We start from the raw sequence: 18,837 nt of genomic DNA, 5'->3' as shown, positions 1-18,837 counted from the left end.
CCGCCACCTGACCTCGCTGCCCGCCTCCCGCGAACTCACCGCCGTCTCCGCCGACGGCGCCCCGATCCACGTCGAGGTGTACGGCCCCGAGGGCGCGCCCGCCGTCGTGCTCGCCCACGGCTGGACCTGCTCCATCGCCTTCTGGGCCGAGCAGATACGGTCCCTCGCCGCCGACCACCGGGTCATCGCCTACGACCAGCGCGGCCACGGCCGGTCCCCGGTCCCCGCGGGACCCTCCGGCTACGCCACCCGGGCCCTCGCCGACGACCTCGAAGCGGTCCTCGCGAGCACCCTCGCCCCCGGGGAGAAGGCCGTCCTGGCCGGGCACTCCATGGGCGGCATGACCCTGATGGCGGCGGCCGACCGCCCCGGCTTCCGGGGGCACGCCGCCGCCGCGCTGCTCTGCTCCACCGGACCCTCCCGGCTCACCGCCGAGGCCACCGTCGTACCGGGCCGGCCCGGCGAGCGGCGCACCCGGCTCACCCGGGGCGTCCTCGGCGCGAAGGCCCCCCTCGGACCCGTCAACGCGGTCTCCAGAAAGATCCTCAAGTACGCGACGATGGGCCCCGGTTCGGCCCCCGAGCGGGTCGACGCCTGCGCCCGGATCGTGCACGCCTGCCCGCGCGGTGCCCGCGTCGGCTGGTCCAAGGTCCTCTCCGAGCTCGACCTGGAAGCGGGTGTCCGGGCCCTCGACCTGCCCGTCGCGGTCGTCGTCGGCACCGCCGACCGGCTCACCCCGCCCGTTCACTCCCGTGCCATGGCCGAGGCGCTCCCGCAGTGCGTGGGACTTCTCGAACTGGCGGGTATGGGACATATGACGCCGGTCGAGGCCCCCGAGGCCGTCACCGCGCGGATCCGTGAACTGACCGACACGTACCTGGAAGTGAAGGAGAAGGCATGAGCCGGGTGAGCCTGGAAGGACAGGTCGCGGTCGTCACCGGAGGTGCCCGCGGCGTCGGGGAGCTCCTCGCCCGCAAGCTCTCCGCGCGCGGCGCGAAGATCGCGCTGGTCGGCCTGGAGCCCGAGCAGCTCAAGGAGGTCGCCGGCCGGCTGCACACCGAGGCCGACTGGTGGCACGCCGACGTCACCGACCACGAGGCGATGGCCAAGGTCGCGGCCGAGGTGAAGGAGCGGTTCGGGAAGGTCGACATCGTCGTCGCCAACGCCGGTGTCGCGGCGGGCGGGCCGTTCGTCGACTCCGACCCGGCCGCCTGGCGGCGGGTCATCGAGGTCAATCTGATCGGCGGCGCGGTGACGGGACGGGCCTTCCTGCCGGTCCTCATGGAATCGCGGGGCTACTTCCTCCAGATCGCCTCGCTCGCCGCCCTCACCCCCGCCCCGATGATGACGGCGTACTGCGCCTCCAAGTCGGGCGTCGAGGCCTTCGCGCACAGCCTGCGCGCCGAGGTCGCGTACAAGGGCGTCAAGGTCGGCGTCGGCTACCTCTCCTGGACCGACACGGACATGGTGCGGGGCGCCGACGAGGACGACGTCATGCGCGAGCTGCGCCAGCGGCTGCCGTGGCCGGCGAACCGCACGTACCCCCTCGGCCCGGCCGTCGACCGGATCGTCGCGGGCATCGAGCGGCGCTCCCCGCATGTGTACGCGCAGTGGTGGCTGCGCGGGATGCAGTCGCTCCGGGGCTATCTGCCCGGGATGATCGCGACCGTCGGGCAGCGCGAGATGAAGCGCTTCGAGCCGCGGCTCGGCTCGGTGTCCAAGGGACTCGTGGGCGCGGGCGGCGCGGCGGACGAGGAGGCCAGGACGGGGGCGGCCAGGCCGTAGGCCGTCTCTTCCCGGCCCTGCGATCGCGGAGCGTATCTGATCGAAATGCGTGGAATGTTCGCTCGTGCAAGGCTGGTCGAGGCCGGCGGGGCACACCGCCCCCGGCCCTCTCCCACCCTTCTAGGAGTGAACCTTCATGGGCGTCGCAGACCAGTTCAAGGACAAGTCGCAGCAGCTCGGCGAGAAGGCCAAGCAGGCGGCGGACAGGGCGAAGGGCCAGGCGTCCGAGCGCGCCTCCCAGGGCCGCGGCCGCCCCGAGGACGAGACGCGCAGGGCCCAGCAGGAGGCCCAGGACCGTCTCGACCAGGACTACGACGCCTGACGCGTTCGTCCTTCGCATGCTGTGTCGAGGAGGCGCACCCGGTTCACCGGGTGCGCCTCCGCGTGCGTCCGCGCGCGCTCACGCCCGTACGACCCGCATCCCGTCCTCCTCCAGGGCCCGGACCATCACCGCGAAGAGGTCGTACGGCTCACCGTCCGGCGACAGCGCCCGGGAGAGGTGCGCGCGGGCGACCTCGGAGTTCCGCCAGGTCAGGGTGGACGGGGCGGTGAAGCCGAAGTCGCCGCCCAGGCAGTCGTGGAGCGCCTGGAAGCATCCGCCGAAATAGCCGCCGGGCCCGTTCACGGCCTCGCCCAGCGCGAGCCAGAGCCCCGGCTCGTCGGTGACGAACCGCCCGTCGAGCTCGTACGCGGTCCCCGCCGGCCGGTCCCCGGACCGGCGGCGGCAGGCCCGCTCCCGCACGAGGTCGTGCCAGGCGCCCCGCCGCCGGGTGTCGAGCCCGGCCCAGGCGCCGGCCTCGTCCGGCGGGCCGGCGAGCCACCGTTCCCAGACCGGGCGGGCGAACTCGGGGACGGGGTCGACGAAATAGCCGTCGAGCTCCACGTCGAGCAGATCGGGGCCGAGCCCGGACGGGCGCCAGGCCGTGATCCTGGCCCACAGGAGCCGGTCGGTGAGGGGTGCGCCGTGCGCGTCCCGGAGTTCCAGGACGGCCTTCTCCAGCGTCAGGGCCTTCCGGGTCCCGGTCGCGAGCGCCTGCCGCAGCTCCTCGCTCGGCGCGAGGCCGCGCAGGACGAGCGGTGGCTCGGCCGGCCGGGCGGGCAGGACGGCGGCGAACTCCCGGCAGGAGCCGAGCCATCGGGTCCCGTCGTGGATCCGCACCGGGCCGCGGTGAGCCTCGGGCGGGCCGTCGCAGTCGTCGTCCCCGACGAGGACGAGGCTCCCCGCCGCCGTACGGGTGCGGACGGCCTCGACGTCGTCGAGCCGCCAGGCGTCGAGCGTCTCGTCCCCGGGCACCAGCCAGACGGTGCTGCCGAGCCACTCCGGCGCGGCGGCGGAAGCGGGGGCCGGGGCGAGGGGCGGGGCGGGAGCCGGGGCCGCGGCCGGGGGCCCGGCCGGTTCCGGGACCCAGCCGAACAGCTCGTACATCCCGCTCCGCGGCTCGCCGAAGAGGCCCTCCACCTCGGCGAAGTCGCCCCAGACATGGTCGTCCTCCTCCCTGACCAGGGAGAAGGGGGCGCGTGTCGGGCGTCGTTCCAGGGTCATGCCGTTCCTCGGGCGGCCGTGGCGGCCGCGTCTTCCATCCGGAGCACCGGCGCACCCGGAGCACCGGCGCATCGTGCGCCGCACCGGGTCAGACGGTCGAGGGGCCGAAAAGTTGTACGTGTCCGGCGGCGGATCTTCGTACGGTGGCGACCATGGCCGTACTTGAGCGCTTGCGATCCGATCACGCCCCCGCCCTGCTCGTCTTCGAGCGGGAGAACCGGGGGTACTTCGCCGCGTCCGTGCCCGACCGGGGGGACGCGTACTTCACCGACTTCGAGGAGCGGCACCGGGCGCTGCTCGACGAGCAGGAGACCGGGACGATCCACTTCCACGTCCTCGTGGGGGAGGGCGGGGAGATCCTCGGGCGGTTCAACCTCGTCGACGTCGCCGACGGGGCCGCCGAGCTCGGGTACCGGGTGGCGGAGAAGGCGACCGGGCGGGGCGTGGCGACGGCCGGGGTCCGGGAGGTGTGCCGGCTGGCGCGCGAGGAGTACGGGCTTAGCCGGCTGACCGCCGTCACGACCCTCGGCAACGACGGGTCGAGGGCCGTGCTCGGGCGGGTCGGCTTCGGGGCGGTCGGGAGCGTGACGCTCGACGGGGAGGTGGGGACGTCGTACGAGCTGGACCTCGCGGACGGCCTCGGCCGGACCGCCGCGTAGCGCCTGGCGGCGGATCATGGCCGGGAGCCGGGAGCCGGGAGCCGGGAGCCGGGAGCCGGGAGCCGGGAGCCGGCGACAAGGGCCGACGGTTGGGGCTGAGCGCTGAGCGCTGACGGCCGGGGGCTGCGGGCCGGTCCGCCGGCGGGCCCCGGGTCCGGTTCCGGCCGGGGCCCGCGTCCGATCCGTCGGCGGGGGGTCCGCCGGCGGCTCGTTCGGTCAGGTGGAGTCGGTCCTGTCCTCCTCCGTTCCCCTCGGCGGCAGCTTCGGGCGGGAGCGGTCCGGGAGGCCCTCGTAGCCCGGGGGGCTCGCCGCGGGGGTCTCCGTGAGCAGGGCGAGGGCGACGTGGACGGCGTCGTCGAGCTGGGCGTGCCTGCCCTCGGCCCAGTCGAGGGGGGTGCGCAGGATCGCGAGGTCCGGTTCGACGCCGTGGTTCTCCAGGGACCAGCCGTACTCGGGGAACCAGGCCGCGTTCATCGGAACCGTGATCTGGGTGCCGTCGCCGAGGCGGTGGCGGCCGGTCATGCCGACGACGCCGCCCCAGGTGCGCTGGCCGACGACCGGCCCGAGGCCGAGGAGTTTGAAGGCGGCGGTGATCATGTCGCCGTCGGAGGAGGTGGCCTCGTCGGCGAGGGCGACGACGGGGCCGCGCGGGGCGTTGGAGGCGTACGCGACGGGCTGGGCGTTCCTGGTGAGGTCCCAGCCGAGGATCTTGCGGGTGAGCTTCTCTATGACGAGCTCGCTGATGTTGCCGCCGGCGTTGCCGCGTACGTCGACGATGAGGGCGGGCCGGGACACCTCCATGCGCAGGTCGCGGTTGAACTGGGCCCAGCCGGATCCGCCCATGTCGGGGATGTGGAGGTAGCCGCAGCGCCCGCCGCTGATCTCCCGTACCACCGCTCGGCGTTTGGCCACCCAGTCCTGGTAGCGCAGCGGGCGTTCGTCGACGAGGGGGACGACGGCGACGCGGCGGGCCCGGCCCTCGCCCTCGGCGGGGGTGAAGGTGAGCTCGACGGTGGTGCCACCGGTGCCGGAGAGCAGCGGGTACGGGCCGGCGACGGGGTCCACGGGCCTGCCGTCGACATGGGTGAGGACGGCGCCCTCGCGGATGCCGGTGCCGGCGAGCGGGGAGCGGGCCTTGGAGTCGGAGGACTCGCCGGGCAGGATGCGCTTCACCGTCCAGCCGGCCTCGCGGGGCACGAGGTTGGCGCCGAGGAGACCCATGGGCCGCTGGTAGTGCGGAGGCCCCTCGTTGCGGCGGGCGGGGGTGACGTACGCGTGCGAGGTGCCCAGTTCGCCGACGACCTCACGGAGGAGGTCGGCGAACTCGTCGGGGGAGGCGACCCGTTCGACGAGCGGCCGGTACTGGTCGAGGACGGCCGTCCAGTCGACCCCGCCCATGCCCGGCTCCCAGAAGTAGGCGCGGACGATCCGGCCGGCCTCGTCGAAGGCCTGCCGCCACTCGGCGCCCGGGTCGATGTCGTGGAGGATGCGCCGCAGGTCCAGGTAGACGGTGGAGTCGCCGTCCCCGGACTCGGTGGCGGGCACGGCCCGCAGCTCGCCCTCGTCGGCGACGACGAGCCGGGTGCCGTCGCCGCTGACCGCGAACCAGTCGAGGTCCTTGGCGAGTTCGCTCTTGCGGGCCTTGGTGATGGAGAAGTACTCGAGGGTGGGGCGGCCCGAGGTGTCGGCCGGGTTGGCGAAGGTCTCGCCGAGCGCGCCCGAGATGGGCCAGCGCAGCCAGACCAGGCCGCCGCCGCTGACCGGGTGCAGGGCGGAGTACTTGGAGGCGGTGACGGGGAAGGGGGTGACCCGGTCGGGGAGCCCTTCGATCTCGACGATGACCGTCCCGTCGGCGGTCTCGGTGTCGTCGTCGGCGGGGTCGAGGCCGCCGGCCGCCGGCCGTCCGTCGGGGAGCAGCGCGAAGGGGGAGGGCGTGGCGGAGGAGAGCGGTACGAGGTAGGGGCGGCAGCCGAGCGGGAAGGACAGGTCGCCGGTGTGGACGTCGTACACCGGGTCGAAGCCCCGCCAGGAGAGGAAGGCGAGGTAGCGGCCGTCCCGGGTGAAGACGGGGTTCTCGTCCTCGAAGCGGCCGTTGGTGACGTCGACGACGGTCCGGGCGCCGGGGCCGGAGATCCGGGCCATCTTGATGGAGCGCAGGGAGCGGCCGATGCCGGGGTGGGACCAGGTGAGCCAGGCGCCGTCGGGGGAGAAGGCGAGGTCGCGCACGGGCCCGTTGACGGACCGGATGAGTTCGGTGACCTCGCCGTTGGAGTCCTCGGTCGCGTCGAGGAGGAGGAGCCGGCCGTCGTGGGAGGCGATGGCGAGCCGTTCGCCGTCGGGGTCGGCGACGAGTTCCTCGACCCTGCCGAGATCGCCGGAGGCGAGGCGGCGCGGGGGCCGGTCGCCGCTGGCGCGGGGCAGATAGGCGACCTCGACGGCGTCCTCGCCCTCGGCGTCGGTGACATAGGCGACCTGGCCGCCGCTGCCGAGCATCTCGGGGAGCCTGACCCGTACGCCGGGGGAGTCGATGATCGTGCGGGCCGGGCCGTCGCGGTGGGTCAGCCAGTAGAGGCTGCCGCGTACGGAGACGGCGCTGGCGCGGCCGGTCTCGTCGACGGAGACCGCGTCGACGTGGTGGGCGGCGGGCACCTGGTAGCAGCGCCGGCCGACGCGCTGGCCGCCGAGTCGCACCTCCAGTTTCCGGGGGCGGGAGTCGGGGGTGAGGGCGTCGACGATCCACAGGTCGCCGGCGCACTGGTAGACGACCCGGCGGCCGTCGCTGGAGGCGTGCCGGGCGTAGAACTCGTCGTGGTCGGTGTGCCGGAGCAGGTCGGTGCCGTCGGGCAGGCAGGAGTAGAGGTTGCCGATGCCCTCGTGGTCGGAGAGGAAGGCGACCCGGCCGTCGACGGCCATGGGGCAGTCGAGGTGGCCGCCGATGTCGGGGAGCAGCCGTTCGCCGTGGAGCCAGAGGCGTCCGGTGGCCCCGCCGAGGTAGCGCTTCCAGGCGGCCGGTTCGTGCGGCGGCTTTCCGGTGAGGAGGAGGGTGCGGCGCTCCCCCTCCTGTTCGCAGCCGTCCTCGGTGACGGCGATGTCGGAGACCGGGCCCCAGGGCTGGCGCATGCCGGGGGAGCCGTCGGTGTGGACGGTGTAGGCCCAGGAGTAGTAGGAGAAGGGCTGCCCGTGCGAGGAGACGGCCAGGATGTCGGTGCGGCCGTCCTTGTCGGGGGGCGTCCAGCCGCAGACCCGGGTGTCGGTGGAGCCCCAGTAGGTGAGCCGCCGGGCGGCCCCGCCCTCGACGGGGACGAGATGGATCTCGGGATCGAGGCTGCGCCAGTTCGTGTAGGCGATGTGGCGCCCGTCGGGCGAGAAGCGCGGGTGGCCGACCCGCGTCCGGTCGACGGTGAGACGCCAGGCCCGGCCGGGGTGGTGGCCCTCGGGTACGAGCGGGGCGATCCACAGGTCGTCCTCGGCGGCGAAGCACAGCAGGTCGTCGTGGAGGTGCGGAAAACGGAGATACGCGACGTCGTCACTCACCTCCTCATGCTTTCCGCGTGGAGGGGGTGCGGCAACTCGTACGTGTTTGCGGGTGGTGGCGGGGGCGGCGGCTCGTGGGTGCGTGGGCGGTGGCGGGGTGTGGCGACTCGTGGGTGGGCGGGCGGTGGCGGGGTGTGGCGGCTCGTGGGTGGGCGGGCGGCGCCGGGGCAACTCGTGGGTGCCTGCGGGCGTCTTCGTGTGCGTGGTGCGGTCTCGGTGTGGCCCAGGACACGTACGAAACGGTTTCGTTTCGCTGGGGACGGGGGTATCTTCGTACTGTACGAAACCGTTTCGTTCGATGGGAGTCCGGTCATGGCCCGCAGCAGGCTCACCCCAGAGCGTGAGTCCGAGCTGTACGGAGCCGTGCTCGACCTCCTGCGCGAGGTCGGCTACGACGCCCTCACCATGGACGCCGTCGCCGCCCGCACCCACTCCAGCAAGGCCACCCTCTACCGCCAGTGGGGGAGCAAGCCCGAGCTGGTCGCCAGGGCGTTGCGCGCCAACAAGCCGGCCGATCTCTCCGAGATCGACACCGGCTCGCTGCGCGGCGACTTCCACGAACTGATGGCACGGACGGACGACTGTCAGATGGAGAAGGACTCCGCGCTGATGCGGGGCCTCGCCCAGGCCGTCCACACCAACCCCGAACTGCACCGGGCGCTGCGCGAGCTGCTCATCGAACCCGAGATGAACGGCCTCGACGAAGTGCTGAGCAGAGCGGTCCGCAGGGGTGAGGTCGACGCCGCCAACCCGGCGCTGAACCTCCTCCCCCACATGTTGATCGGTGCGTTCATCGCCCGGCCGCTGATCGACGATCAGCCGGTCGACCGCGCGTTCCTCAGCGCGTACGTCGACGCCGTCGTGCTCCCCTCACTCGGCGTCTGACCCCAGCAGTACCCGCTCCGCCCCGCTCCACCTGACGTCGAACCGCTCACGCCGTCGGGCCGGCTCCCCATGTCCTGTCCCACCACGAAATGGGAGTACGCCCCCGTGGCCACGTTCCTGTACAAGCTGGGCCGTTCCGCCTTCCGGCGCCGACGGCTCGTCGCCCTCCTCTGGGTGGCCCTCCTGGCGGTCGCCGGGATCGGCGCCGCCACCGCGCCCGCCCCCACATCGGGCTCCTTCTCCATCCCCGGCACCGAGGCCCAGCGCGCCTTCGACCTGCTCGAAGAGCGCTTCCCGGGTGCCGGAGCCGACGGCGCCACCGCCCGTGTCGTCTTCAAGGCCCCCGAGGGCCAGAAGATGACCGACCCGGCGCACAAGGCCGTCGTCGAGGAGACCGTCGCCGCGCTGAAGTCCGGCTCGGACCAGATCGTCTCGGTCACCGACCCGTACACCGCGCAGGCCGTCTCCCAGAACGGCTCCACCGCCTACGTCTCCGTCGCCTACAAGGTCAACTCGATGGAGCTGACCGACGGGACGCGCGAGGCGCTGACCCAGGCCGGGCACGACGCGCAGGGCAAGGGGCTGACCGTCGAGGTCGGCGGTGACGCCCTCCAGACCATGCCGGAGACCGGCGCGGGCGAGATCGTCGGTGTCGTCATCGCCGGCATCGTCCTCGTCCTGACCTTCGGCTCGCTCGTCGCCGCCGGACTCCCGCTGCTCACGGCGATCATCGGCGTCGGCATCGGCGTCTCGTCGATCGCCGCGCTCGCGAACGTCCTCGACCTCGGCTCCACCACCTCCACCCTCGCGATGATGATCGGCCTCGCGGTCGGCATCGACTACGCCCTCTTCATCGTCTCCCGCTACCGCGCGGAGCTGGCGGAGGGCCGCGAGAAGGAGGACGCCGCCGGCCGCGCGGTCGGCACGGCGGGCTCCGCCGTCGTCTTCGCCGGCCTCACCGTCGTCATCGCCCTGGTCGGCCTGGCCGTCGTCAACATCCCGATGCTGACGAAGATGGGCTTCGCCGCCGCGGGCACGGTCGTGATCGCCGTACTGATCGCGCTCACCCTGATCCCCGCCATGCTCGGCTTCGCCGGCGACAAGGTCGTCGGCCGCAAGCAGCGCAAGGCCGCCAAGGCCGCGACGGCCGCCGGAGGCGTTCCGGCGGGCGAGAAGAAGGCCGAGAAGCCGAACGGCGGCACCCGCTGGGCCCGCTTCGTCATCCGCCGCCCCGTGATGGTGCTGCTGATCGGCGTCCTCGGCCTCGGCGCGATCGCCCTGCCCGCCGCCTCCCTGGAGATGGGCCTCCCGGACGACGGCGTCAAGCCGACCTCCACCACCGAACGCCGGGCGTACGACACGCTGTCGGACGGCTTCGGCCCCGGCTTCAACGGCCCGCTGCTCGTCGTCGTCGACGGCGACAAGGCGACCGCCGACAGGACCGTCTCCACCATCAAGGGCCTCGAAGGCTGGGCCGCCGTCACCCCGGCGACCCCGAACAAGGCCGGCGACGCCGCGATGATCACGGTCGTCCCGAAGGACCGCCCGTCCTCGGAGGCCACCGAGAGCCTCGTCCACGACATCCGGGACGCCACCGGCGACGAGGTCCTCGTCACCGGCGCCACCGCGATGAACATCGACTTCTCGCAGAAGATGAACGACGCCCTGGTGCCGTACCTGGCCCTGGTCGTCGGCCTGGCCTTCCTGCTCCTGACCCTGGTCTTCCGCTCGATCCTCGTCCCGCTGAAGGCGGCCCTCGGCTTCCTGCTCTCGGTGGTCGCGGCCCTCGGCGCGGTCGTCGCGGTCTTCCAGTGGGGCTGGCTCGGAAGTCTCTTCGGGGTCGAGCAGACCGGCCCGATCATGTCGATGATGCCGATCTTCATGGTGGGTGTCGTCTTCGGTCTCGCGATGGACTACGAGGTCTTCCTCGTCACCCGGATGCGCGAGGCGTACGTCCACGGCGAGCGGCCCGGTGAGGCGATCGTGACCGGCTTCCGGCACAGCGCCCGGGTGGTCACCGCCGCCGCGGTGATCATGATCGCGGTCTTCTCCGGCTTCATCGGCATGACGGACCAGATGATCAAGATGATCGGCTTCGGCCTTGCCGTCGCCGTCCTCTTCGACGCCTTCGTGGTCCGTATGGCGATCGTCCCGGCCGTGCTCGCGCTCCTCGGGCACAAGGCCTGGTGGCTGCCGAAGTGGCTGGACCGGATCCTGCCGAACGTGGACGTGGAGGGCGAGGGTCTCGCCGAGACCCCGGCCACGAACGAGGCCCCGGGCTCGAAGCCGGACCTCGTGAAGGTCTGATCCTCGGAGCCTCAGGGCCTCGGAGCCCCAGGGCTTCGAGGCCCTGAGGGGTGATCCGCGGGTACGCCGTCAGCGTGTCGACATCGACGTGCCGGCGGCGTACGTGTGTTTCAGGAACCGGGTCAGGGCCGTGGTGTCGAACTGCACGACGGTGACCCCGTCGTGCCGGTGGAGTTCGACCACCGTCTGTACCCGGCCGCAGGGCCAGACACCTATGTCGCCGCGACGCGTCGGGGCCCGCAGTCCGGTCTCCAGGAGGCCGCGGGGGAAGGACCATTCGACGTCGCCGGGGAAGACGAAGCGGACGGTCGCGGGAGAGAACCCCGGGTCGTAGCGGAGGTCGACGGGGACAGGGCGGGAGAGCGGGGCGTCGCTGATGATCCGTCCCTTGGCGTGGTCCTCGACTTCACGGTCATCCAGGGCGCGCATGGAAGTGCTCCTCACAGCCGTTCCTTCGATCCTCGCTATACCTAATGTCCCACTATTTCCCTGCGGGGGCGCGGACCATGCGTGGGCGGACGCGAGTGTGGGCGGGGTCACGCGCGACCGGACGCCACCGTTCTGTGACCCGTGCGCTCTTGCAAGCCCTTTGCAGGAGCGCTCATCATTCGGGACGTGCATGTACCTGACGGATTCATCAACGCCCCTGTATCGGTCGCCGCCGGTGTCGTCGCCGCCGGCGCCGTCGCCGTGAGCCTGCGCGGGGCACGGCGGGAGCTGGACGAGCGGACGGCCCCGCTCGCCGGACTCGTCGCGGCCTTCATCTTCGCCGTCCAGATGCTGAACTTCCCGGTCGCCGCCGGGACCAGCGGACACCTCCTCGGCGGCGCGCTCGCGGCGATCCTCGTCGGACCCTGGACCGGCGTCCTCTGTATCGCCGTCGTCCTGCTCATGCAGGGCATCCTCTTCGCCGACGGCGGCCTCACCGCCCTCGGCGTGAACATCAGCGTCATGGGCGTCGTCACCGTCGTCGTCGCCTACGCGCTCTTCCGCGGCCTCGTCCTGGTGCTGCCGCGCACCCGCGCCTCGGTGACCGCGGCCTCCTTCGTCGCCGCGCTCGTCTCCGTGCCCGCCGCGGCCGCCGCCTTCACCGCCCTCTACGCGATCGGCGGCACCACCCACGTACCGGTCGCCAAGGTCCTCACGGCCATGGTCGGCGTGCACACCCTCATCGGCATCGGCGAGGCCGTGATCACCATGCTGACCGTCGGCGCGGTCGTCGCCGTCCGCCCCGACCTCGTGTACGGCGCCCGCGGACTGACCGCCCCGCTCAAGCTCCGCGTGGACGGCGAGCTGGTCGACGCGGCACCGGCCGCCGCGCCCGCCGCCGGGTCCGGCTCCCCGAAGAAGGTGTGGATCGGCGGCCTCGTCACCGCCCTCGTCCTCGCCGGCTTCGTCTCCTTCTACGCCTCCGCCAGCCCCGACGGCCTGGAGAAGGTCGCCGCCGACAAGGGCATCGACGCCAAGGTCGAGGACCACGCGGCCGCCGACTCCCCGCTCGCCGACTACGGCGTCAAGGGCATCGAGACCGCCCGGCTCTCCGGCGGCCTCGCCGGCGCGATCGGCGTGGGCGCGACCCTCGCCGTCGGCACCGGCGCGTTCTGGGTCGTCCGCCGCCGCCGTGCGCACACGGAAACGACGGCCTGACGTGGGACGCGCACGACGGCCCGACATGGGACGCGCACGACGGCCCGACGTGAGGCGCGCCGACGCGGGAAGCGCCGCCGGGCCGGGGCACGCCGACGCGGGGAGCGCCTGACATGGGAGCGGGGCATGCCCACAAGCTCTACCGGCACGCGCACTCGCCGGTCCACGAGCTGCCCCCGCACACCAAGCTCGCCGCGGTCCTCGGCTTCGTCGTGGTGGTCGTCTCGACCCCCCGCGAGGCCGTCTGGGCCTTCGCCGCCTACGCCGCGCTCCTCGCGGTCGTCGCGGCGAAGGCCCGGATCCCGGCCGGCTTCCTGCTCAAGCGGCTCCTCATCGAGGTGCCGTTCGTCGCGTTCGCGGTCCTCATGCCGTTCGTGGTCCCCGGCGAGCGGACGACCGTTCTCGGGGTTTCCCTGAGCGTCCCGGGCCTGTGGGGCGCCTGGAACGTCCTGGCCAAGGGCACCCTCGGCGTCGCCGCCTCCGTCCTCCTGGCCTCCACCACCGAACTGCGCGCCCTGCTCCTCGGACTCCAGCGGCTGAAGCTGCCCCCGCTGCTCGTCCAGATCGCCTCGTTCATGATCCGGTACGGCGATGTCATCACCGACGAGATGCGCCGCATGTCCGTGGCCCGCCGGTCGCGCGGCTTCGAGGCGCGGGGCGTCCGCCACTGGGGCGTCCTCGCCAAGTCGGCGGGCGCGCTCTTCATCCGCTCGTACGAGCGCGGGGAGCGGGTCCATCTCGCCATGGTCAGCCGGGGCTACACGGGCACCATGCCGGTCATCGACGAGGTGACCGCGACCCGCGCCCAGTGGGCGTACGCGGCGTCGCTTCCCCTCACCGCACTTCTGATCAGCCTCCTGGGATGGACCCTATGACCGCCCCCTCGACGACCGTCCCCTCGCTCGACGTACACGGCCTCGCGTACGCGTACCCCGACGGCCACCAGGCCCTGTTCGGCGTCGACCTGACCGTCGGGCGCGGCGAGCGGGTCGCCCTCCTCGGCCCCAACGGCGCCGGCAAGACGACCCTGGTCCTCCACCTCAACGGCATCCTCACCGGCGGCGCGGGCGGCGTCACCGTCGCCGGGCTCCCCGTCGGCAAGAAGCACCTCGCCGAGATCAGGCGCAAGGTCGGCATCGTCTTCCAGGACCCCGACGACCAGCTGTTCATGCCGACCGTCCGCGAGGACGTGGCCTTCGGCCCGGCCGCCGCGGGACTGCGCGGCGCCGAGCTCGACGCCGTCGTACGGCGGGCCCTGGAGCGGGTCGGGATGGAGGAGTACGCGGACCGGCCGCCGCACCACCTGTCCTTCGGACAGCGCCGCCGGGTCGCCGTCGCGACCGTCCTCGTCATGGAGCCGGAGATCCTCGTCCTCGACGAACCCTCCTCCAACCTGGACCCGGCCTCGCGCCGCGAGCTCGCCGACATCCTCCGGGCGCTCGACGTCACCGTCCTCATGGTCACCCACGATCTGCCGTACGCCCTGGAGCTCTGCCCGCGCGCGGTGATCCTCAGCGAGGGCGTCATCGCCGCCGACGGGCGGACCGGCGAGATCCTCGCCGACGAGGAGCTGATGGCCCGGCACCGCCTGGAGCTGCCGTTCGGCTTCGTGCCGGGCTCCGTCGTCTGACACCCCCGGAATCCGGCCCTCCCCCCTCGCGTTGCACCATGGAGGGTCGGATCGGCGAGTGAGGAGTGGGGACGTGGACGTCCGGGGCACGGTGGCGGCGGGCTGGGAGCCGGTCAGGGACGCGTTCCTGCGCAACTTCGAACAACGCGGTGAGCGCGGCGCGGCCGTCGCCGTCCACCGCGACGGCGTGCCCGTCGTCGACCTGTGGGCGGGCACCAGGGACGTCGAGGGCGACGCACCGTGGACCGAGGACACCGCCCAGGTCGTCCGCTCGGCCACGAAGGGCGTCGCCGCCGTCGTCCCCCTGCTGCTCCACCAGCGCGGACTGCTCGACCTGGACGCCCCGGTCGCCGCGTACTGGCCCGAGTTCAAGGCGGCCGGCAAGGACCGGGTGACCGTACGGCAGCTCCTCGCGCACCGGGCCGGCGTCCCCGTCCTCGACCGGCCGCTCACCCTCGCCGAGGCCGTCGACCTGGAGACCTCGACCCGCGCCGTCGCCGCCCAGGCCCCCGTCTGGGAGCCCGGCACCGCCCACGGCTACCACGCCCACACCTTCAGCTGGCTGCTCTCCGGCCTGGTCCACCGGGTCACCGGCCGCACCATCGGCCGCTGGGTCGCCGAGGAGATCACCGGCCCCCTCGGCCTCGACCTGTGGATCGGACTCCCGGACGCGGAGGCCCACCGGGTCGGCCGGCTCGGCCCCGTCGAGGAGATCGAACCGCCCGGCAGCGGCGCCCTCAAGCTCCGTCCCAAGCGCTCCGTCACCGAGGCGTACCGCGACCCGGCCTCCCTCACCCGCCGCGCCTTCGGGGTCATCGACCCCCAGCCCGACGAGAACGACCCGGTCTACCGGGCCGCCGAACTGCCCGGCTCCGCCGGTGTGGCGACCGCCCGCGCCCTCGCCCGCTTCTACGCGGCCGCCCTCGGCCCCGTGGACGGCGCCGAACGCCTGCTCGCCCCCGAGACCCTCACGCTCGCGCGGACCGAGGAGTCGGCCGGCGCGGACCGGGTGCTGCTCGTCGGCACCCGCTTCGGCCTGGGCCACATGCTGCACGGTCCGGCCTCGCCGCTGCTCGGCCCGTCCTCCTTCGGACACCCCGGCCGCGGTGGCTCGCTCGGCTTCGCGGACCCCGACTCCGGGATCGCCTTCGGGTACGTGACGAACGGCATGCGCAAGACGGTCACGGCGGATCCGCGGGCCCAGTCGCTGGTGAGGGCGGTGCGCGCGGTGACGGACGCCGGCCACTGAGCGGAGCGCCCCGCCCGGCGCGCGCCCGCCCGGGCCCGGGCCGTCACGCCATGGAGGGCGTCAGCGCGAGCACCATCCCCAGGCCGACGAGCACGGTGCCGATGACCTTGTTGAGCACCGTCTGGCGCTTCAGCAGGCGCGAGCGCAGGCTCTGGTTGGAGAAGAGCAGCGCGGCCGCCGCGAACCAGACGAGATGGGCGAACGACATGAAGAGCCCGTAGCCGACCTGCTGGAAGACGGGGGTGTCGGCGCTGACGACCTGCGTGTACGTGCTCAGCACGAACAGCATCGTCTTCGGGTTGAGCGCGTTCGTCAGGAAACCGGTGCGCAGCGCGCCGGCCCGGGAGAGGCCGCCGTCGTCCGAGAGGTCGATGTCCACCTGGGCCTTGGTGACGAACGTCCTGTACCCGATGTACACCAGATAGGCGGCGCCGATCAGTTTCATCGCCGTGAAGAGCATCGGGGTCCGGGACACCAGAAGCCCCACGCCCAGCATGGTGTACGTGACATGGACGAGAACGCCGAGCGCGATTCCCACCGCCGCGAGAACGCCGGCGGTCCGGCCGTACAGATAGCTGTTCCGGACGGTCATCGCGAAATCCGCGCCGGGGCTGATGACCGCCAGAATGGTGATGACCGCCACGGCTATGAGCTGACCCATGTACCCGTTCTTCCCGTCGTACCGCTCGGAGGACGAGCGGCTACGAGGGAGCGCGTCTCCGCGGACACCGCCGACCCTCGCAACCGCACCTGACAGCAGGGCTTGTGACGGTAGGTGATGACCCGTGCGTCGCGCGAGGCCGGGGGCGGCAGGATGTCACGTACGGCTGGCGCGGGGTCGGGCGCGGATGCTGAGATCGCTCCCATGGACCTGAGGGAACGCTTCGGCGGATACGCGGTACTGATCACGGGCGCGGCGCGCGGCATCGGCGCGGCGACGGCTCGACGGCTGGCGGCGGAGGGGGCGAGGGTCCTGGTCACGGACGTGGACGAGGCGGAGGCGCGGAGGACGGCGGGAGAGATCCCGGGCGCGGAGTACCGGTACTGCGACGTGAGCGACCAGGCATCGGTGGACGAGGCGACGGCGTATGCCGTACGGACCTTCGGCCGCCTGGACGTCCTGGTCAACAACGCCTTCGGCTCGGTGGCCCCCGACCGGGACCGCTTCGAGGACGAGCCGGACGAGGCCTGGAGCGGCCAGCACGACATCACCTTCATGGGCGCGGTCCGCTGTTCCCGGGCGGCGCTGCCGCACCTGGCGGAGGCCGGCGGCCGCGGGGCGATCGTGACGATCGGATCGGTCAACGCCGAGGCGGACTTCGGCGGCCACGCCTACAGTGCGGCCAAGGCGGGCCTCGCGTCCCTGACCCGCACCCTGGCGGGGGACGCGGCACCGCGCGGGGTCCGGGTGAACCAGATCAACCCCGGCACGATCGCCACGACGGCCTGGGAGGGCAGGGCCCCCCAACTCGCGGCGCTGGCCGACCGCGTCTATCCGCTGTCCCGCGTGGGCACCCCGGAGGACGTGGCGGCGGCGGTGGCGTTCCTGGCCTCGCCGGACGCCTCCTGGATCACCGGCACGGTCCTCCGTGTGGACGGCGGCCTGCTCGCGGTGAACACCCACTTCGCGGAGGTACTGGGGGACTGAGGTACTGAGGTACTGAGGGGCCCGGTCCCGGGCACGGCCGATACGGTGCCGCCATGACCGACCCGACGCAGGGCCCCCTGCTCTTCCTGGACGTCGACGGAACGCTTCTGCCCTACGCGGGGGCGCAGTTGCCGTCGACACCCGAGGAGTGGGACCGCTGGCAGCGCCCGACCAACCCCCAACTGGCCAAGGTCGTGCGGGAACACGGCCCCCTTCTGTCCGCGCTCCCCTGTGAACCGATGTGGGCCACCGCGTGGATGCACGACGCCAACAAGGTGATCGCCCCGCTGCTCGGCATCCGGGAGCTGCCGGTGGCCCCCCTGCCGGACGCCCCGGAGGAGGACGACCCGAGCGTCCTGCACTGGAAGACCCGCGCCCTGGTCGAGTTCGCGGACGGCCGCGCCTTCGTCTGGGTGGACGACGAGATGGGCGACCTCGACCGCGCTTGGGTGGCGGCCCACCACGACGGTCCGGCGCTCCTCCACCGTGTGGACGCCACGACGGGCCTCACCGCCGCGGACCTGGCCGCGATCTCCGACTGGCTCCTGCTCCACTGGAGCACGCCGTAGGCCGCGCCTCACCCCGCGTGCAGCATCAGTCCGATGCCCACCGCCATCAGCCCCGCCGCCGCGATTCTCGGGCCGCCGAAGCGTTCCTTGAAGAAGAGGGCCCCGATCGCCGCGCCGACGATGATCGAGGACTCGCGGAGGGCCGCGATCGGGGCCAGGGGGGCCTTCGTCTGGGCCCAGAGGACCAGGGCGTACGCGGCCACCGAGAGCGCCGCGCCCAGCAGGCCCCGCGCCGCGTGGGGGCGGAGCTGGGGGAGGAGGGCCGCGCGGCGGGTCCACAGGGCGTACGCCGGGATGGCCAGGCCCTGCAGGATCATCAGCCACGCGATGTAGCCCAGCGGGGATCCCGAGGCGCGTACGCCGACGCCGTCCACCACCGTGTACAGGGCGATCGACAGGCCCGTCGCGCCCGCCGCGAGCAGCGCCGGCCACTGCGGCCGGCCTCCCCCGCCGCGGATGCCCCACACGGCGAGGCCCGCGAGGCCCGCGCACGCCACGGCGACGCCGAGCAGCTGCCAGGCGTCCGGGACCTCGTCGACGAAGACCGCCGCGAGGGCCGTCACGATCAGCGGGGCCGTACCGCGGGCGATCGGATACATCTGGCCGAAGTCGCCGAGCGTGAACGAGCGCATGAGCAGGGCCATGTAGCCGACGTGCAGCAGCGCGGAGGCCACCAGGTACGGCCAGGCCCCCGCCGCCGGGAGGGGTGCGAAGCAGGCCGCGACCAGGGAGATCAGCAGCCCGCCGCCGGATATCAGCGTGAACGAGACCAGCTGGTCCTTGATGTGGTGCGCGATCGCGTTCCAGCTCGCGTGCGTGACGGCGGCGACGAGGACGGCGAGGGTGACGAGCGGGGTCACGCCGTGGGCTCGCGGACGTCCACCAGGGTGCCGCCGGCGTGGGCGACGAGCGTCTTCGGGTCGAGGGCGAAGACCGTGTGCGGGGTGCCCGCCGCCGCCCACACGAGCGCGTGGTCGAGGAGGCCCCGGTCGGCGAGGACCCGCGTCCGGGTGAGGTGCCCGAACGGCGGGACACCCCCGATCGCGTACCCCGTGGTCTCCCGGACCGCGTTCGCGTCCGCCCGGGTCACCTTCCCGGCGCCCAGCTCCTCCCGTACCCGCTCGACGTCGACCCGGGAGGCGCCGTCCATCAGCACGAGGACCGGCACCCCGTCGGCGGCGAAGATCAGCGACTTCACGATCTCCGAGACCCCGCAGCCGATGGCATCGGCGGCCTGCTGCGCGGTGCGGGTCTCGTCGGGGAAGCGGCGGATCTCGACGTCGAGCCCCAACTCGTGGAGCGCGGCGGCGAACCGGGGGTGGGCGAGGGACGTGGTGTCGTCAGCGGTCATGGCCCGCACGCTAGCGGTGGATGTACGGGC

General features: G+C 73.1%; 18 protein-coding genes. 12 read left to right on the top strand and 6 right to left on the bottom strand.

What is annotated here, in order from left to right:
* Positions 1 to 7 precede the first annotated feature (7 nt).
* The 3 genes from IE311_RS22065 (at position 8) to IE311_RS22055 (ending at position 2,107) form a co-directional block, all read left to right on the top strand.
* Positions 8 to 901 (top strand): alpha/beta fold hydrolase, encoded by an 894-nt coding sequence (locus IE311_RS22065; RefSeq protein WP_373313940.1) that lies wholly within the window; start codon positions 8 to 10, stop codon positions 899 to 901.
* Positions 898 to 1,785: an SDR family oxidoreductase gene (locus IE311_RS22060; RefSeq protein WP_189833500.1), complete on the top strand. Its 888-nt coding sequence runs from the start codon at positions 898 to 900 to the stop codon at positions 1,783 to 1,785. The genes IE311_RS22065 and IE311_RS22060 overlap by 4 nt, the downstream gene beginning before the upstream one ends.
* Positions 1,786 to 1,921: 136 nt before the next feature.
* Positions 1,922 to 2,107 (top strand): hypothetical protein, encoded by a 186-nt coding sequence (locus tag IE311_RS22055; protein ID WP_189833499.1) that lies wholly within the window; start codon positions 1,922 to 1,924, stop codon positions 2,105 to 2,107.
* A 78-nt stretch (positions 2,108 to 2,185) separates the two neighbouring features.
* Here the strand turns inward: IE311_RS22055 and IE311_RS22050 are convergent, their stop codons facing one another.
* The gene (locus IE311_RS22050) at positions 2,186 to 3,328 is read right to left on the bottom strand and encodes a barstar family protein (protein WP_189833498.1); all 1,143 of its coding nucleotides are present in this window, start codon (positions 3,326 to 3,328) and stop codon (positions 2,186 to 2,188) included.
* Positions 3,329 to 3,480: 152 nt separating this feature from the next.
* Here IE311_RS22050 and IE311_RS22045 point away from each other — a divergent pair, with 152 nt between their 5' ends.
* On the top strand, positions 3,481 to 3,987 hold the full coding sequence (locus IE311_RS22045; protein ID WP_189833497.1) for a GNAT family N-acetyltransferase: 507 nt from the start codon (positions 3,481 to 3,483) through the stop codon (positions 3,985 to 3,987).
* A gap of 216 nt (positions 3,988 to 4,203) precedes the next feature.
* Here IE311_RS22045 and IE311_RS22040 read toward each other — a convergent pair whose 3' ends face one another.
* A complete protein-coding gene (locus IE311_RS22040; protein WP_189833496.1) occupies positions 4,204 to 7,521 on the bottom strand; it encodes a S41 family peptidase in 3,318 nt (1,105 codons plus the stop codon).
* A 312-nt stretch (positions 7,522 to 7,833) separates the two neighbouring features.
* Here IE311_RS22040 and IE311_RS22035 point away from each other — a divergent pair, with 312 nt between their 5' ends.
* Positions 7,834 to 8,406: a TetR/AcrR family transcriptional regulator gene (locus tag IE311_RS22035; RefSeq protein ID WP_189833495.1), complete on the top strand. Its 573-nt coding sequence runs from the start codon at positions 7,834 to 7,836 to the stop codon at positions 8,404 to 8,406.
* A 105-nt stretch (positions 8,407 to 8,511) separates the two neighbouring features.
* On the top strand, positions 8,512 to 10,713 hold the full coding sequence (locus IE311_RS22030; RefSeq protein ID WP_189833494.1) for an MMPL family transporter: 2,202 nt from the start codon (positions 8,512 to 8,514) through the stop codon (positions 10,711 to 10,713).
* A 69-nt stretch (positions 10,714 to 10,782) separates the two neighbouring features.
* Here the strand turns inward: IE311_RS22030 and IE311_RS22025 are convergent, their stop codons facing one another.
* Entirely contained in the window at positions 10,783 to 11,142 is a 360-nt protein-coding gene (locus IE311_RS22025; RefSeq protein WP_189833493.1) for an SsgA family sporulation/cell division regulator, read from the bottom strand.
* 186 nt (positions 11,143 to 11,328) lie between these two features.
* On the opposite strand from IE311_RS22025, the gene IE311_RS22020 reads away from it, so the two are divergent.
* The 4 genes from IE311_RS22020 (at position 11,329) to IE311_RS22005 (ending at position 15,239) form a co-directional block, all read left to right on the top strand.
* The gene (locus tag IE311_RS22020; RefSeq protein ID WP_189833492.1) at positions 11,329 to 12,360 is read left to right on the top strand and encodes an energy-coupling factor ABC transporter permease; all 1,032 of its coding nucleotides are present in this window, start codon (positions 11,329 to 11,331) and stop codon (positions 12,358 to 12,360) included.
* 113 nt (positions 12,361 to 12,473) lie between these two features.
* Entirely contained in the window at positions 12,474 to 13,235 is a 762-nt protein-coding gene (cbiQ, locus tag IE311_RS22015; protein ID WP_189833491.1) for a cobalt ECF transporter T component CbiQ, read from the top strand.
* Positions 13,232 to 13,990: an energy-coupling factor ABC transporter ATP-binding protein gene (locus IE311_RS22010; protein WP_189833580.1), complete on the top strand. Its 759-nt coding sequence runs from the start codon at positions 13,232 to 13,234 to the stop codon at positions 13,988 to 13,990. Before cbiQ ends, IE311_RS22010 begins: the two co-directional genes overlap by 4 nt.
* A 73-nt stretch (positions 13,991 to 14,063) precedes the next feature.
* Positions 14,064 to 15,239 (top strand): serine hydrolase domain-containing protein, encoded by a 1,176-nt coding sequence (locus IE311_RS22005; protein WP_189833490.1) that lies wholly within the window; start codon positions 14,064 to 14,066, stop codon positions 15,237 to 15,239.
* Between the two features lie 43 nt (positions 15,240 to 15,282).
* On the opposite strand, the gene IE311_RS22000 is transcribed toward IE311_RS22005, so the two are convergent.
* Entirely contained in the window at positions 15,283 to 15,900 is a 618-nt protein-coding gene (locus IE311_RS22000; RefSeq protein WP_189833489.1) for a LysE family translocator, read from the bottom strand.
* 204 nt (positions 15,901 to 16,104) lie between these two features.
* Between IE311_RS22000 and IE311_RS21995 the strand changes: the two genes are divergently transcribed.
* Together IE311_RS21995 and IE311_RS21990 are read left to right on the top strand one after the other, a co-directional pair.
* The gene (locus IE311_RS21995; protein WP_189833488.1) at positions 16,105 to 16,887 is read left to right on the top strand and encodes an SDR family NAD(P)-dependent oxidoreductase; all 783 of its coding nucleotides are present in this window, start codon (positions 16,105 to 16,107) and stop codon (positions 16,885 to 16,887) included.
* Between the two features lie 53 nt (positions 16,888 to 16,940).
* Positions 16,941 to 17,456 (top strand): HAD domain-containing protein, encoded by a 516-nt coding sequence (locus tag IE311_RS21990; RefSeq protein ID WP_189833487.1) that lies wholly within the window; start codon positions 16,941 to 16,943, stop codon positions 17,454 to 17,456.
* Between the two features lie 8 nt (positions 17,457 to 17,464).
* Here IE311_RS21990 and IE311_RS21985 read toward each other — a convergent pair whose 3' ends face one another.
* A complete protein-coding gene (locus IE311_RS21985) occupies positions 17,465 to 18,316 on the bottom strand; it encodes a DMT family transporter (protein ID WP_189833486.1) in 852 nt (283 codons plus the stop codon).
* A complete protein-coding gene (locus IE311_RS21980) occupies positions 18,313 to 18,807 on the bottom strand; it encodes a YbaK/EbsC family protein (protein ID WP_189833485.1) in 495 nt (164 codons plus the stop codon). The genes IE311_RS21985 and IE311_RS21980 overlap by 4 nt, the downstream gene beginning before the upstream one ends.
* Positions 18,808 to 18,837: the final 30 nt, after the last annotated feature.

The organism is Streptomyces zaomyceticus (genome assembly GCF_014656215.1).
In the GTDB taxonomy this organism is placed as follows: Bacteria; Actinomycetota; Actinomycetes; order Streptomycetales; family Streptomycetaceae; genus Streptomyces; species Streptomyces zaomyceticus.
This window is presented reverse-complemented; position numbering and strand designations above follow the sequence as displayed.

What these genes read in the sequence shown, in the direction of transcription:
- IE311_RS22055 (WP_189833499.1), top strand. Translation starts at nt 1,922, where the DNA reads ATGGGCGTCGCAGACCAGTTCAAGGACAAGTCGCAGCAGCTCGGCGAG.
- cbiQ (WP_189833491.1), top strand. Translation starts at nt 12,474, where the DNA reads ATGGGAGCGGGGCATGCCCACAAGCTCTACCGGCACGCGCACTCGCCG.
- IE311_RS21990 (WP_189833487.1), top strand. Translation starts at nt 16,941, where the DNA reads ATGACCGACCCGACGCAGGGCCCCCTGCTCTTCCTGGACGTCGACGGA.
- IE311_RS22025 (WP_189833493.1), bottom strand. Translation starts at nt 11,142, where the DNA reads ATGCGCGCCCTGGATGACCGTGAAGTCGAGGACCACGCCAAGGGACGG.
- IE311_RS22050 (WP_189833498.1), bottom strand. Translation starts at nt 3,328, where the DNA reads ATGACCCTGGAACGACGCCCGACACGCGCCCCCTTCTCCCTGGTCAGG.
- IE311_RS21980 (WP_189833485.1), bottom strand. Translation starts at nt 18,807, where the DNA reads ATGACCGCTGACGACACCACGTCCCTCGCCCACCCCCGGTTCGCCGCC.
- IE311_RS22060 (WP_189833500.1), top strand. Translation starts at nt 898, where the DNA reads ATGAGCCGGGTGAGCCTGGAAGGACAGGTCGCGGTCGTCACCGGAGGT.
- IE311_RS22045 (WP_189833497.1), top strand. Translation starts at nt 3,481, where the DNA reads ATGGCCGTACTTGAGCGCTTGCGATCCGATCACGCCCCCGCCCTGCTC.
- IE311_RS22035 (WP_189833495.1), top strand. Translation starts at nt 7,834, where the DNA reads ATGGCCCGCAGCAGGCTCACCCCAGAGCGTGAGTCCGAGCTGTACGGA.
- IE311_RS21995 (WP_189833488.1), top strand. Translation starts at nt 16,105, where the DNA reads ATGGACCTGAGGGAACGCTTCGGCGGATACGCGGTACTGATCACGGGC.
- IE311_RS22010 (WP_189833580.1), top strand. Translation starts at nt 13,232, where the DNA reads ATGACCGCCCCCTCGACGACCGTCCCCTCGCTCGACGTACACGGCCTC.
- IE311_RS22000 (WP_189833489.1), bottom strand. Translation starts at nt 15,900, where the DNA reads ATGGGTCAGCTCATAGCCGTGGCGGTCATCACCATTCTGGCGGTCATC.